The following is a 14,011-nucleotide window of genomic DNA, read 5'->3' as shown; positions in this document are numbered from 1 at the left end:
GCAACAGCGCACGTGCTTGAACAGGCCAACCTACAGGACAACGCGGGCACACATTAGACCGCGCTATCATTCCCCTTTCGCGAAACCGTAGGCGCCCTTGGCCGGCCCCTCAAATGCTTTGACGGTCACCTCGCCGCTCAAGTTGGCGGCGGTCTGTTGCGCGAGGTAGACCGCGATATTCTCCACGGTACTTACCAGGGGAATGATGACCACCCGGTCGCTGGGCAAGGTCATTTCAAAATCGCCCTGCTGTGCTGTATAGACCATCTGCGTGTGTTCAATACCGTTGATCACGGGGGTCTTAACAATATGCCACTCGGAGGCGATGTAGACGTCCTCAAATTGCGCCATCCAGCGGGCTTCCAGTTCCTCGTTGCGGTGCCCATCAACCTGGATTTCCAATCTGGAACGATGCCCATGGGCGATCCGCTGACACTGCCCCTGATGCTGCTGTAAGCCATGCGTGTAGTGGTAGTAAGCGCCTTGTATGCTCTCTGTGCGAAAATGGAGCGATACGCCATGAACGTTGCCTGGCAAAGTCTGTTTCAGCTCTTCCGCCAAGGACCGCGAAATGCTCGCGGGCTCTACCGTCGCCTCGGGCACCAACAGCACCGCATCCGGGGGCGAGATGTGGCGGATGCATCCACCGGAGGACAGCTCAAACTCTACTCGCAATTGCTCACCCTGCATCTGAGTGCGACAGCCCGGATGGGCGGCGGGTACCAACAAGCGATGGTCGGCCTGGGCGTCGACAAACTGCTTGATCTGTTTTTTGACATGCCCAAAATCAAACACCATGCCCTGATCGTCCAACTCGCCGGTCAGTTCAATGTCGACAATCCAGGATTCACCCACCACTCCGCGATCTGCATCGAGGTAAGAAAAATCCATTACGGTCAGATTTTCTACAAACAATCGGGCCATTCGTTGCCCCTCTTGGCGCTCACAAAGGGGTCATTATAGAGGACGGGGCGCGGCAGGATACACCGACCGCCACATAGGTGCATGGGCTGAGTGGGAGCTTGAGATGGTAACCGTTCACTTTTCGCGTCAAATGATATGTTGTATCATATCTTTTTTGGTGCACAGCGCCACCGGGGGCCTGAGCCACTCCGGGGGGTAACCTTCGCGCCAGTTCGGAGAGAACACAATGGCCGAGGCGACATACTGCAACCCCCTCACTGTCCAGGTTAGCGCTCTTACCCACCGCGATCATACGAACAAGCAACCAGATAACCCATGACATCAACGCTGATCAAAAACGCGCTTATCGTCAATGAAGGCGAAATTACTGAAGCCGACTTGCGTATCGAAGGCGAGCGGATCGCCTCAGTAGCACCTTCCCTGAATGCCCGCGACTCGGAGACGGTGATTGACGTCGAGGGCTGCCTGCTGATGCCGGGAATGATTGATGACCAGGTACACTTTCGGGAACCCGGCCTCACCTACAAGGGCGATATCTACAGCGAGTCTCGCGCGGCTGTTGCAGGCGGCATCACCAGCTATATGGAGATGCCCAACGTAAGCCCCGCAACCACCACCATCGAAGCCCTTGAAGACAAGTTCGCCATTGCCGCGGATCGGTCCCTCGCCAACTATTCGTTCTACCTCGGTGCAACAGAAGACAACCTGGAGCAGATCAAACGCCTGGACAAGAACCAACATTGCGGCGTCAAAGTCTTTATGGGCGCATCGACCGGCGACTTGCTGGTAGAGCATCCGGAGGCGCTGGATGCTATCTTTCGTGACTCACCCGCACTGATCGTGTCCCACTGCGAAAGCGGCCCGGTGATGTTGGAGAATCATAAACGGGTTCTGCGCGACAAGGATGTGCTCACCATTCACGATCACCCGGTCCTGCGCGATGCGACGGCATGCTACGCCTCATCAGAGTACGCTGTGAGGCTGGCGAAGCAGCATGGCTCACAGTTGCACGTACTGCATATCACCACCGCTCAGGAGTTGGATCTATTCACGGCCGGCCCTATTGAAGGCAAAGCTATCACCGCGGAAGCCTGCGTACATCACCTTTGGTTCAGCCAGGAGGACTACGCAGAGAAGGGCAATTTCATTAAGTGTAATCCCGCGATCAAGCGTAAAGATGACCGGGATGCCCTGTTAGCCGCCCTCCACACAGGCAAGATCGATATTGTTGCCACGGATCACGCTCCCCACACGCTCGAAGAAAAGGAGCAGCCTTACCGGCAATCACCAGCCGGCCTGCCATTGGTTCAACATGCACTGCCCACCCTGATGGACCATGTCCACCACGGGCGCCTGAGTGCCGCTCAGGTCGTAGAGAAAACCGCTCACAACCCGGCGATTCGTTACGGTGTGAAGGAACGCGGTTACATTCGTGAGGGTTACTATGCCGATCTGGTGTTGATCGACCCAAGCGCGCCCTCCCCCGTCACCGAAGAGAGCATTCGCTACAAGTGCGGCTGGTCTCCGTTTACCGGCCATACGTTCACGTCACGCATCTGCAGCACCTGGGTGAATGGAACGCTGGTGTTTGACGGAGAAAACCTGCGCGACGAGCGCTCACACGCCATGCGCCTTGCCTTTAACCGCTGATACGCGAAAACCTATGTACGATTTACCGGATATTACGAGCAGTGCAATGCAGCACAGCGCGCTCCCATTACAGTGGGTGGGCATGGAGCAGATTGCCGTTCCACTGCACCTCGCTGTGGATAACAATCCACCTCAAACAGTGGCTGCCAAGGCCAATGTCTTTGTGAGCCTCGACGACAGGAACGCTAAGGGCATTCATATGTCTCGCCTGCATCGTCTGCTCAACCAACTGGCGGAGGCAGAGAGCAGCAAGACAACGCTCGACCGGCTGCTCGATGAGCTCATCTCATCGCAGGGCGGGCTAAGTCAGAATGGACGTCTGGAGCTCTCTTTCGAACTACTTTTGAAGCGCTCAGCGTTGCTAAGTGGTGAAAGCGGCTATCAGACCTACCCCATGGTCATTCGCGGGGAAGTCGCAGGTGGTATTCGAAGCTATGCGCTGGAAGTGACCATCCCCTACTCCAGCACATGCCCGTGTTCCGCGTCTCTGTCTCGCCAACTGTATGCCGAAGCTATTGCAGAACAGTTCGCCGGCGACACCATCGACAAGGCTAGCCTGCTGAACTGGGTGGCCTCTGCCGAGGGCAGCATTGCCACGCCGCACAGCCAGCGGTCTTATGCCTACCTCACGTTAACAACGGCTGACAACGCATGGCCCGACTTTGCCACCCTGATCGCGCATCTGGAATCCGCGATCGGTACCCCGGTACAGACCGCCGTCAAGCGCGTCGACGAGCAGGAGTTCGCACGACTCAACGCTGAGAATCTGCTGTTTTGCGAAGATGCCGCACGTCGCATCAAACAAACACTAGAGCACATGCCCGCCATTATTGACTACTGGTTCAAAGTGGAGCATCAGGAAAGCCTGCACGCCCACAATGCTGTGGTCATCGACCGGAAATAGACATAACCGTCTCAATCATCATTTGGATAAACGCCAACCCACGCTCCGAAAAACACACCACGATCACGCTGTCTAATGGCTCTCAGAAGCACTTCCCTGCCTCCGTTATGAATATCAACCAAAGCATCGGGGCAGGCCTCGCCAAGGCCACGATAGCGGGTGAAGTGAATGGTTCGGCGAACCAAGCGGGCGTAAAGCGGTCTACCTTAGTTATATACTGTATCACCACCCTAACCGAGAACTCATACGCCCATCGCCCATGAAAAAAAACCCGACTCAGCCCAGCTACCTGCTCACCAAACTTGTCTTGGCCATGGCGATGTTGCCTGGCTTGGCCGCGGCACAAAGCGAGAACCACGGCGCGCACGTCCACGGGCTCGCCGAATTAATGGTGGTCGCAGAAGACAACACGCTGGAACTGGAATTTACCTCGCCAGCGATGAGCATCGCGGGCTTTGAGCACCCCGCTTCGACCCCTGAGCAGAAAGCGAACGTCAAGAAAGCCAAGGAGAAGCTGAATGCAGTGAGCACCTGGCTAACTCTCGAGGGGGGGGGCAGTGTACGCTGACTTCCACACAGGTTGATATGGCAGGCGTAGCGCCAAAGGCTGGCACGTCGACCCATGACCATGGAGATGAGCACCACCATTCCTATGAGCAAGAACATGGCAACGAGCGCGACCATGGAAATACCGGTCACTCACATGATGATCACGATCATGACGAGAATGCCCACAGCGATATTACCGCGGTATACGCCTTTGACTGCGAGGACACAGACGCTTTAAGCGCCGTCAGCTTTGTCGGTGGCACACTGCCGTTCGCCATGGAAGAGATTAACCTGATGTGGGTGACCGACACAGGTCAGGGAGCAGCAACGCTGCGTCCGGGCAACATCCGAGCCGAGTTTCCCTAGCTTCAGGTGCTAGTGCTCGCAAAGGCGTGGAGGTTCAAGTCCTCTCCTGGGCACCATTTCTTAAAGTCTGATTTCTCTGACTTTATTCTTAATACCGACGCAACACCCCATGGTGGGGCGTTCTGTGTTGAGAATTCTGAGACCATCACGTCTTAAGCGGGTCCTTTCGTTGTGGTGGAAAACTCCATTTCCCATCCGCCTGCAGCCATTCTCAGCCCCGGTACTTTCCAGTCCAGCGAGATGACTTGAAATACCACAAAAAATCATCGCGACGCGCTTTAGACGCACGCGAGTTACCTGTACCTTATCCCAAGGATACGGCTGTCGCTCAGGTCCTGAGCGAGCCGAACCCGGTACAGGGCGACAGAAGAATGATGAAGACAAGAGACCTGAGCCTTTTTGATGCGATGATCATCGCCGCCACGCTGGTCGTGCTGCTAGGCGGGGCTATTGCGCTGTTTGGCAGCGACGCGCTGCAGGGCGCGACCCAGATAGCCTTAATGCTCACCGGCTTTGCGGCGGCGGTTATCGGCATGAAAAATGGTTTGAGCTGGAACGCAATCGAAGCCAATATCGTCAAGGCCACGTCGCGCACCATTGGCACTAATCTCATCTTTTTATCCATTGGCTCATTGATCGGCAGCCTGATGTTGTCAGGTTCTGTGCCAACGCTATTGTATGTAGGACTGAACATACTCTCTGCTGAATACTTTTATCCGCTGTGCTGCCTGATCTGTGCGCTAACCTCATTGTGCATCGGCAGTTCCTGGACCACAGCGGCGACCGTGGGCGTGGGCCTCATCGGTGTCGCTTACGGCTTCTCGCTCTCGCCAGAGATCACCGCAGGCGCCGTCATTTCCGGCGCCTACTTCGGCGACAAAATGTCGCCCCTGTCAGAAACCACCAATCTGGCTCCCGCTGTCACTGGCAGCGAGTTGTTCAGCCACATCCGGCACATGACATGGGTATCGATCCCCAGCTTTATTATAAGCGTTGTACTCTTCGCCATCGTTGGCCTGACCGCCAACGTCGAGAGCGAGAGCCAGGCCCAGGTAGAGCGTTTTCTTGTCACTCTGGACTCCAGCTTCAACATCGCATGGTACAACCTCATACCCATTGTCTTCGTGCTCATGCTGGCGATAAAGCGAGTCCCGGCCCTGCTTGCCATCACCGCCGGTACGCTGCTCGCCTGTTTATTCGCAACGCTCTTCCAGCAACCGACATTATCTCGCTTTGTAAATGACAGTGAGCTAAGCCAGACCATGCTGGTCATCAAGGGGCTCTGGCTCGTACTGTTCGACGGCTTCGTCCTGGCTTCAGGGAACGAGGACGTGGACTCACTGCTGTCTCGTGGCGGCATGAGTTCCATGGTAAATATGGTCTGGCTGGTCCTCAGCTCAATGATGATGGCCGGCGTCATGGAAAAGGTCGGCTTCATACAACTTATCATGCGCGGCATGGTGAGCCTGGTGAGATCAACAGGATCGCTAATCGCCACCACGATGACGACATGTATCGGCGTCAATGTGCTGACCGGAGATCAGTACCTGTCGCTTGTACTGCCCGGGCAGATGTGGCAAGAGGAATACCGCAAGCGCAATCTCGATACAGTCAACCTTTCGCGCACATTGGAAGATGCCGGGACGCTTACATCACCGCTTATTCCCTGGAATGCCTGTGGTGTATTCATGGCAGGCACATTGGCCGTCGCCACCCTCAGCTATCTGCCGTACTGCTTCTTCAACCTGATAAACCCTGTCATCGCGCTCGTATACGGCTATGCCAATATCAAGATAAAGCAGCTCCATGAACTGGCACCAGAGCCTGAATCTCCGCCCCGTCAACAAATCACTTAAGGCAGAGAGCCTCAGTCCGACTCAGGTAGCAACGCCTGCAGGTACCTGTCGACAAAGTCGATGACCAAAACTTGAACAGACTCAAATCGTGAACTTAACTTGAAGAGGTAACCCTTGGAAACGCTGAACATAAACTGAGGCCACACATATGCTCGGGTACATCTTCGACACACTGCGCTCCAACCCCGAGCTCGGCATTTTTCTGACACTTGGCATCGGTTACGCCATCGGCCGGATTCGCATCGGCAACTTTGAGCTTGGCTCTGTGACAGGTGTATTACTGACCGGCATTGTGGTGGGTCAGCTGGGCATCACGATCGACCCACTGGTCAAATCCGTCTTCTTTATCATGTTCCTGTTTGCCGTCGGTTACGGCGTGGGACCTCAGTTTGTGCGCGGCATTGCTACCGACGGTGCACCCCAGGCCCTGTTCGCTGTCGTCATCACCGTGCTGTGCCTGCTATCGGTTTATATCGCTGCCGTCGTCGCTGGCTATGACGTGGGCTTCGCCGCTGGACTTCTAGCCGGTTCGCAAACCATTTCGGCATCTATAGGCCTGGCCACCGATGCCATCAATAATCTGGATATCAGCTCCGAAGAAAAGCAGACCATGCTCAATCACATCCCGGTGGCTTACGCGGTTGTTTATCTCTGGGGCACGATTGGCACGGGGCTTATTCTGTCAGTGCTCGGGCCCAAGCTGCTGCGCATTGATCTGGCCGAAGAGTGCAAGCGCTATGAGCGAGAAATGTCAGGCGACCACCCACCCGAGGCCGGACAAACCGCCTGGCACCAGGTAGAGATGCGCGCCTACCAATTGCACCAGGAGTGGCCAGTGGGTGAGACCATCGCCCACGCCGAGGCCCAGCACGAAGGTGTGCGGGTGTTCATCCAGAGAATTCGTCGCGATGGCACTATTCTGGAGTTCGACGAAGACACCGTGTTTCAAGCTGGTGACATCGTTGCTGTCTCTGGCAAGCGCGAGGTTGTTGTCGCGCTGGGCAACAACCACCAGGAAGTTGAGGACCGCGAACTGCTCGACGTGCCCACGGAGCGGGTCAACCTCGTGATTACCCACAAAGGCTACGCCGGCAAAACCATCATCGATCTGGCCCGCGAAAAGTTCACCCGCGGTGTCTACCTGAACAAGATCACTCGCGGCGCTACATCGGTGGAGATACCGCTCCTCCCCCTCACAGAAATTCACAGAGGCGACATTCTGACCATCGTCGGCACCCGCAAGGACACCAGTCGAGTGGTGAACGCCATGGGCTATGCCGACCGTCCCAGTTCCGAAACAGATATGGTCTGGGTGGGACTCGCCATCGCCATTGGCGGCCTGATCGGCGCGCTCACCCTGCCCGTAGGCGGTGTACCCCTCACGCTGTCCACCTCTGGCGGCGCGCTGATCGCCGGCATTCTGCTCGGTTGGCTGAGGGGCGTACACCCCACCTTTGGCGCTGTACCATCCGGCGCCCTCTGGATGATGAACTCTGTCGGGCTGAACGTATTTATTGCCGTGGTCGGCATTACCTCTGGCCCGACGTTTATCGCAGGCCTGCAGGAGGTGGGCTTTGGCATTTTCTTCTGGGGCATCTTCGCCACGTCCGTGCCCATGCTCCTGGCGCCACTCATCGGCAAATACATCTTCAAGTTTGATCCCGCGATTAACCTCGGCGTTTGCGGCGGCGCCAGAACCAGCACCGCGTCGGTCGCCATGGTGGGCGACGTGGCCAAGAGCAACGTGCCCATGCTGGGCTACACCGTACCCTATGCCGTCGCCAACACCACACTGACTCTCTGGGGTCTGGTCATCGTGCTTATGCTTGCCTGAGCCACAGAGGCCCGAGCAGCTACTGCTAACAGAAGTTTTGTATAAGGAAACAACACATGTCTGAAGACAAAAAAATGACCGTGTATGAGGAGTTCAACATTGAGGTTCCCCAGGATGCTTTTCCCCAGGAGTCCATCAGCGCAAGTGCCGCGCGAGCCCTGGTGGATTCTGCCATGTGGACCGACGCCAATCCCATGTTAAACCTGTCGAGCTTTGTCACCACGTATATGGAGCCTGAGGTACGCGACCTGATGACAGAGCACCTGCACGTCAACTATGTCGACCATGACATGTACCCGAAAACCTACGCCATGGAACAGCTCATGGTGAAGTGGCTGCACGATTTGTGGAACGGCCCCAAGGACAAGGAGCCCTATGGCTCAGCCACCGTGGGCAGCTCCGAGGCCTGTATGCTGGCGGGCCTTGCGCACAAGTGGAACTGGCGGGAAAAGCGCAAAGCCGAGGGGAAAGACATCTCAAGGCCAAACATGGTCACCGGCGGTAATGTGCAGGTGGTGTGGAAAAAATTTATGCGCTACTTCGACGTGGAAGATCACATCATCCCGCTGGAGCCCGGCAACTACCGGCTCACCGCCGAGCATCTGGATGAATATGTCGACGAGAACACGATCTGCGTAGTGGCCATTGCCGGACAGACCTTTACCGGCGAAGACGACGACATTCAGGCCATTCACGACTGGCTCGATGAGTACGAGAAGAAAACCGGCATCTCCATCCCACTGCATATCGACGGCGCCTCCGGCGGGTTCGTAAACCCGTTCCTGTACCCCGACTACGAGTGGGACTTCCGCCTGCCGCGTGTCGCCTCCATCAATGCCTCCGGACACAAGTTCGGGCTGGTGTACCCGGGCATTGGCTGGGTGATTTTCCGCGAGAAGGAGATTTTCAACGAGGGGCTCATTTTTTATGTGAACTACCTCGGCGGCGAATCCGCCACCGCCACGCTTAACTTCAGCCGCAACGCCGGGCAAATCATCGCCCAGTGCTACAAGTTCCTGCACCACGGCCGGGAAGGCTACACACGTATCATGCAGCAGACGGTAGAAAACGCTGCCTACCTGCGCGATCGCCTGGTCGACAGTGATTACTTTGAAATCATGAACCAGACTCAACGCATTCCGGTGGTGGCGCTCACCCTGAATGACGACATCACGCGCTTTAACGAATTCGATGTGTCTTTCAAGGTGCGCGAGAAAGGCTGGGTACTGTCGGCGTACACCATGCCACCCAATGCAGAGTCCATTAACTCACTGCGGATTGTAGTGCGCCCGCATCTCAATCGTACTGTGGTCGAACAACTGGCCAACGACATTATCGCAGCCTGCGATTACCTCGCTGAATTCGGAGGTACCGCCAAACCGCCCGAGCTGCACGCGCACTCGTCACACAAGTGTTAGCGCAAAGGTGGCTGGCGTCGAATCCGGTGGCGAGCAACCGGCAGCAATAGCACTGCGAGAAAAACAAGCGCACCTGTCGAGGTCGCGGGAATGGCCTGCGCATAAGGAGCGTGTGCGGGCGCGGCATCCGGCGCATTAGGGTTGCTAAGCTCAATATTGAACGTGACGCGGCCTTCGCGGCCAAGGCGGCCCTTATCTTCCACGAACAGACCGATGCTGGTGGAATCAAACGCAACCGACACTCCTGCGTCCATAAAGCCCACCAATGTGACATGGGTAATGATTTCACCGGGCACAGTGGAAACGAGATCGGTGAACAGGTAAAAATCACCGTCGGCCAATTCCGAACCGTAGGTGATAGTCAGGCTGGTCCCGGTGAATTCCACATCGCGATCAAACGGCGCGCCTGAACCCACATCGTCATATTCGATACCAGGCCCCACAACCCAAGTGCCGGCGGGAACATCACCGGGCACGTACGGATCATCGCTAAACGTGCGGCAGGCTGCAGGCTGCAGTGTCCGTCGTGGGAGCCGTTAGCGGTGGCGCCACGTCACCGGGTTAAAACTCGATGCATAGGGTGATGGTCTGACCCGTCAAATCGGCGCGGGCCTCCAAAGCCCCTACCGAAAGGGCCATGGCACCCAGAATGCACGCGACTTTTCGACACCATTCATCCATCCCCAGCAGTAAGGTTTCGCTAATGCGGCCAAACTTACCAGACCAAGCTTGTGTACACTAGATATAGGCCAGGTGGAGGCGCCGGGTGGTTCACAACAGCATCCAGCTGATTTCGCGAGCTTTGGCGGCTAGGTGCTGGCTACTTTCCTGCGCCGCGACTCCAGGAATAATCCAAGCGCATTGCCGCCGATAATCAGCCCGGAACCCAGGGCCAACCAGATCGTCACAGCCTCGTCGTACAACCACCATGCCGTCAGCATGATTAGCGGTAAGCGCAGGTAGTCGATGGGCATAACAATCGCCGCGTCCGCGTAGGACAAGGCCCGGCTCAAGCAGTAGTGAGCCACCAGTGCTGTCACTGCTGCCGCGATCATCCACCCCCAGTCATCCGCCGGGGGCAAGCCCGGCGCCGGCAGCGACAACAGCAGCGAGAACACACACTGCATGGCCGTCATGTAGAACAGAATCAACAGGAAAGTATGATTGGTACCGCTCAGCAGCAGCGTCAGCTTACGCGTCACAATTATGCTGATACCAAAACCCACCGCCCCGGCGAGGAGCACCAGGCTGGCAGGGTCGATGACCGCCGCGCCGGGGCGCAAAATCACCAGGACACCGATAAGTCCCAATAAAATTGAGGCCCAGCGGCCACGGGTCATGGATTCACCCATAAACACCGCCGCGAGCAATGCTGCCCATAGAGGGGTAGTGAACTCCAGCGCAAACACCTCCGCCAGGGGCAGCGCGGCAATGGCTATTAGCCACGCACACTGGCCGGCAAAGTGCGCGCCGTTGCGCAGGAAGTGCCAGGGCGCCACTTCGGGCTTTAACCCCTCGCGATTCAACAGCCCCTTGGAATAGAGAATGGTGCTGACCATGACCAGCCCCAACAGGCTGCGCCAGAACAGAATTTGCACCGTGCCCATCTCCACCGTCAACTCGCGGCTGGCCACCGCCAGCAGGCAGAAGCAAAACAGCGCCAACATCATCCAGGCGATGGCACGTGGGGTATTACTGCGCGGCGCGGGTTGTGGGGCGTTAGTAGACAGTGGGATTCTCCGTCAGGGACAAAAGCTGCGCGCAGTATAGAGGGCCAGGCTCAGGGGGCAAAGGCCCGCAGACCCTGATACGCTTGGCAACTTCTTGCGTACAACCGATCACGAAATCTCTGAGGACTTGCCGATGCGCCAGATAATTGCCCTGATGATCACCACGCTGATCACCTTGACCGCCCAGGCGGGCCCCAGTCCCCAGGTGCAAGCCATGATTAATGAACTGGGCCTGCGCGAGGCCGCTGAGCCCATGCGCGAGCACCCCGGCTGGGCACCCGGCAAAATTGTGGCGGCCGTACCGCCGACCATGCTTCAGGCCATGCCCGGCTACCAGGCACAGCTGAAGGCCGCCGCGGGGGATGCACAACTCGTGTTCGCTACCCGCGACACCCTGACCAGAGAGCTCGCAGACGCCGATGCGGTGATCGGGTTCTGCTCACTGGACCTCATCCAGGCCGCCACAGATAAGCTGCTCTGGGTGCACAACATCTCCGCCGGTGTTGACCGCTGCCCCATGGACGCCTTCGACCAGCGGGTGCTCACCAACAGTAAGCGCCTGATGGGCCCAGCCATTGCCGAGCACACTATTGCCATGCTGATGGCCCTCACCCGCAACCTGCCCCTGCTGATCAACGCCCAACAAACGGGCGAATGGCTGGGTGGCCCTGCACGCAATATGCCTTTTGGCGAACTGCGCGGAAAAACCCTTCTCGTGGTGGGCCTCGGCGGTATTGGTACGGAAATCGCCCGCCGCGCCCATGCACTGGGCATGAACGTGACAGCCACGAGAAATTCCAGCCGCAGTGGGCCAGATTTTGTGAGCTACGTGGGCCTCGCCGATGAACTGCACAAACTGGCGGGAGAAGCCGATGTGGTCGTGAACGCCTTACCGCTCACTACCTCCACCACCGGCCTGTTTGATGAAGAGTTTTTCAACGCGACCAAGTCCGGCACTATCTTCCTGTCCATCGGCCGGGGCAAGAGTACCGTCACCGACGACCTGATGGCGGCCCTGACCTCCGGGCAGATTTATGCGGCGGGTCTGGATGTGACTGACCCGGAACCCCTGCCCGCGGATCATCCCCTGTGGAAGATGGACAACGTGATCATCACACCGCATCTGTCTGCATCAGGCGCAGGCACAGTGCAGCGGGTGAGCGCACTCACCGTGGAGAATCTCAGACGTTACGTGGCCGGTGAACCACTGCTAAACAAGGTGAACACCCAGGCTGGCTACTAACGCCGGCCAGCGGGCTGCTACTCCTCGCAGAACGCTTTATAGGCGGCCTCGCTATTCTCAAAGCCCTGCTGCTTGGCCAACTCCCAGGGGCGCTCGCACTGCTGGGTTTTGGCGCACCAGCTGTAGCCTGCGGAAGCCTTACAGCCATGCTCGTCGACATCCGATCCCACCGCGGGACTACCGGTGCCGCCGCCGTCTCCGCCGGAGCAGGCGCTTACTAGCAGGGCGAGAGAAAGTGCGATAGCTGGGGATTTCATACGTCGACTCCGGGTCCTTAACTGGTTCTGCTCAGCATAGACCAAACAGCGGCCTTGGCCACTTGAGACCAGTTGTGTGACCCACCGCACACTTTCTGGCGCAATCTCCAGTTTTCAACTGCTGCAGCCCTCAAGATTCGCGCCAATGGCCGCCCTTACTCATCCACCAGGATGGCGTCTGATCCACCGTGTACCACCAGAAGTTCCTCGCCGTCTGTCTGGGCGTCGCTATAGCCCCCGCGGCCCTGTCACAAACCCTTGTCACCACCATCGCCGACTCGACCAATACCGACCCTCAGGTCTGGTATGAAAACGACGTTCGCACAGGTGGCACCGCCGGCATCGTCGACCTGACCGGACTTGGGGGGCAACCTGGAGAACAGTGCGCCACTGCCAGTCGGCGCCGCCCTGCTGAACACAGACTTCACCAACGAAGCCAAGAGTGAAATCGGGGTACTGGATGCCTACGGTATGCCTACCGACATCTTTGGCTCACTTCAGCTCAGCTACAGCTACCTGAAGGCCACCAACGTCGGCCAGAGTGCCTTCGCCGCTCCTGCGCTGCGACTGACATTCTTCAATGACACCTGCGACGACGTGATCAGTGCGGACGACTGCTTCATGACGCTGGTTACGTGCCCTACTGGAACTATGGCAACAGCGAGCCACCGCTGGACACCTGGACTACAGAAACCATCGACGGCGACAAAGGCATCTTATGGTCTACCCGCGGCTTCGGCACCGGCAACGCCGCTGGCGGCCCGCCGCTGAATACGCTCAATGAATGGCTCGCCCAGCTCTCAACTGATTTTGCCGATGCTGACCTGGTACAGGTGAGCCTGGGTGTGGGTTCCTATACCAGGGCCAGATCGGGTACGTGGATAACGTCTCAATTGCGCACAGCGCAGGTGCGGGCTACAGCGCCGCCTATAACTTTGACTTTACGTCCGTAGACACTACCTCAGGCACCGACACGGCGGTGGCCGCCGAGGCCGGGGTCGCTGGCGACGGTGACAGCCGCGCAGCCTTTGATCCAAGGCCGGTGCCCCTGCCCTCGCTGTGGCTCGTGCCGCTGGTGATTGCCCTGGGTGGACTGGCCGCGCGCCGCAACCGCCGCCGCTAACAGCGCCCTTCGCGGAGCCGGCCGCAGTCCGAGCTCCGCGACTCTCCGCTACAACTTGTTCCAGGAATCTCAATCCGCGCTATTCCCCCCACCGATCCGTCGACACAAGCACGACACTTCGCGACAAATGGCAACACAACACGCTTGAATTCCCGCT

The 14,011-nt window shown here is 57.7% G+C and carries 12 protein-coding genes and 1 pseudogene; 9 read left to right on the top strand and 4 right to left on the bottom strand.

Features of this window, described 5'->3' with window-relative positions:
* Positions 1-66: 66 nt before the first annotated feature.
* Complete coding sequence (locus A3709_RS21370; RefSeq protein WP_066059560.1) at positions 67-924, bottom strand: 6-carboxytetrahydropterin synthase; 858 nt, start codon at positions 922-924, stop codon at positions 67-69.
* 315 nt (positions 925-1,239) lie between these two features.
* Between A3709_RS21370 and A3709_RS21365 the strand changes: the two genes are divergently transcribed.
* The 6 genes and pseudogenes from A3709_RS21365 (at position 1,240) to A3709_RS21340 (ending at position 9,501) form a co-directional block, all read left to right on the top strand.
* Positions 1,240-2,574, top strand: a complete 1,335-nt coding sequence (locus A3709_RS21365) for a dihydroorotase (protein WP_066059558.1) — start codon at positions 1,240-1,242, stop codon at positions 2,572-2,574.
* 13 nt (positions 2,575-2,587) lie between these two features.
* The gene (gene folE2, locus A3709_RS21360; protein ID WP_066059555.1) at positions 2,588-3,478 is read left to right on the top strand and encodes a GTP cyclohydrolase FolE2; all 891 of its coding nucleotides are present in this window, start codon (positions 2,588-2,590) and stop codon (positions 3,476-3,478) included.
* Between the two features lie 259 nt (positions 3,479-3,737).
* Positions 3,738-4,393 (top strand): annotated as a pseudogene (locus tag A3709_RS25120) (DUF2796 domain-containing protein).
* A gap of 371 nt (positions 4,394-4,764) precedes the next feature.
* The gene (gene nhaC, locus A3709_RS21350; RefSeq protein ID WP_066059552.1) at positions 4,765-6,249 is read left to right on the top strand and encodes a Na+/H+ antiporter NhaC; all 1,485 of its coding nucleotides are present in this window, start codon (positions 4,765-4,767) and stop codon (positions 6,247-6,249) included.
* A gap of 148 nt (positions 6,250-6,397) precedes the next feature.
* On the top strand, positions 6,398-8,083 hold the full coding sequence (gene aspT / locus A3709_RS21345) for an aspartate-alanine antiporter (protein ID WP_066059549.1): 1,686 nt from the start codon (positions 6,398-6,400) through the stop codon (positions 8,081-8,083).
* A gap of 56 nt (positions 8,084-8,139) precedes the next feature.
* Positions 8,140-9,501 carry a glutamate decarboxylase gene (locus A3709_RS21340; RefSeq protein ID WP_066059546.1) on the top strand — a complete coding sequence of 454 codons (1,362 nt, stop codon included), beginning with the start codon at positions 8,140-8,142 and terminating at the stop codon, positions 9,499-9,501.
* On the opposite strand, the gene A3709_RS21335 is transcribed toward A3709_RS21340, so the two are convergent.
* Complete coding sequence (locus A3709_RS21335) at positions 9,498-9,977, bottom strand: hypothetical protein (protein WP_066059543.1); 480 nt, start codon at positions 9,975-9,977, stop codon at positions 9,498-9,500. The genes A3709_RS21340 and A3709_RS21335 overlap by 4 nt on opposite strands.
* Positions 9,978-10,310: 333 nt before the next feature.
* Positions 10,311-11,171, bottom strand: coding sequence for a DMT family transporter (locus tag A3709_RS21330; RefSeq protein ID WP_066059540.1), 861 nt, complete (start codon positions 11,169-11,171; stop codon positions 10,311-10,313).
* Positions 11,172-11,364: 193 nt separating this feature from the next.
* Here A3709_RS21330 and A3709_RS21325 point away from each other — a divergent pair, with 193 nt between their 5' ends.
* Positions 11,365-12,474, top strand: coding sequence for a D-2-hydroxyacid dehydrogenase (locus tag A3709_RS21325; protein WP_082850293.1), 1,110 nt, complete (start codon positions 11,365-11,367; stop codon positions 12,472-12,474).
* Between the two features lie 17 nt (positions 12,475-12,491).
* Here A3709_RS21325 and A3709_RS21320 read toward each other — a convergent pair whose 3' ends face one another.
* Entirely contained in the window at positions 12,492-12,731 is a 240-nt protein-coding gene (locus A3709_RS21320; RefSeq protein WP_066059538.1) for a hypothetical protein, read from the bottom strand.
* A gap of 360 nt (positions 12,732-13,091) precedes the next feature.
* Between A3709_RS21320 and A3709_RS21315 the strand changes: the two genes are divergently transcribed.
* A complete protein-coding gene (locus A3709_RS21315) occupies positions 13,092-13,502 on the top strand; it encodes a hypothetical protein (protein WP_066059535.1) in 411 nt (136 codons plus the stop codon).
* A 106-nt stretch (positions 13,503-13,608) separates the two neighbouring features.
* Complete coding sequence (locus A3709_RS21310; protein ID WP_066059533.1) at positions 13,609-13,854, top strand: hypothetical protein; 246 nt, start codon at positions 13,609-13,611, stop codon at positions 13,852-13,854.
* The last annotated feature ends 157 nt before the right edge of the window (positions 13,855-14,011 follow it).

This window comes from Halioglobus sp. HI00S01 (assembly GCF_001635445.1).
Classification (GTDB): Bacteria; Pseudomonadota; Gammaproteobacteria; order Pseudomonadales; family Halieaceae; genus Halioglobus; species Halioglobus japonicus.
This window is presented reverse-complemented; position numbering and strand designations above follow the sequence as displayed.

Coding starts and splice junctions, on each gene's coding strand:
- nhaC (WP_066059552.1), top strand. CDS start 4,765: ATGATGAAGACAAGAGACCTGAGCCTTTTTGATGCGATGATCATCGCC.
- A3709_RS21370 (WP_066059560.1), bottom strand. CDS start 924: ATGGCCCGATTGTTTGTAGAAAATCTGACCGTAATGGATTTTTCTTAC.
- A3709_RS21340 (WP_066059546.1), top strand. CDS start 8,140: ATGTCTGAAGACAAAAAAATGACCGTGTATGAGGAGTTCAACATTGAG.
- A3709_RS21365 (WP_066059558.1), top strand. CDS start 1,240: ATGACATCAACGCTGATCAAAAACGCGCTTATCGTCAATGAAGGCGAA.
- A3709_RS21320 (WP_066059538.1), bottom strand. CDS start 12,731: ATGAAATCCCCAGCTATCGCACTTTCTCTCGCCCTGCTAGTAAGCGCC.
- folE2 (WP_066059555.1), top strand. CDS start 2,588: ATGTACGATTTACCGGATATTACGAGCAGTGCAATGCAGCACAGCGCG.
- A3709_RS21330 (WP_066059540.1), bottom strand. CDS start 11,171: ATGATGTTGGCGCTGTTTTGCTTCTGCCTGCTGGCGGTGGCCAGCCGC.
- A3709_RS21325 (WP_082850293.1), top strand. CDS start 11,365: ATGCGCCAGATAATTGCCCTGATGATCACCACGCTGATCACCTTGACC.
- aspT (WP_066059549.1), top strand. CDS start 6,398: ATGCTCGGGTACATCTTCGACACACTGCGCTCCAACCCCGAGCTCGGC.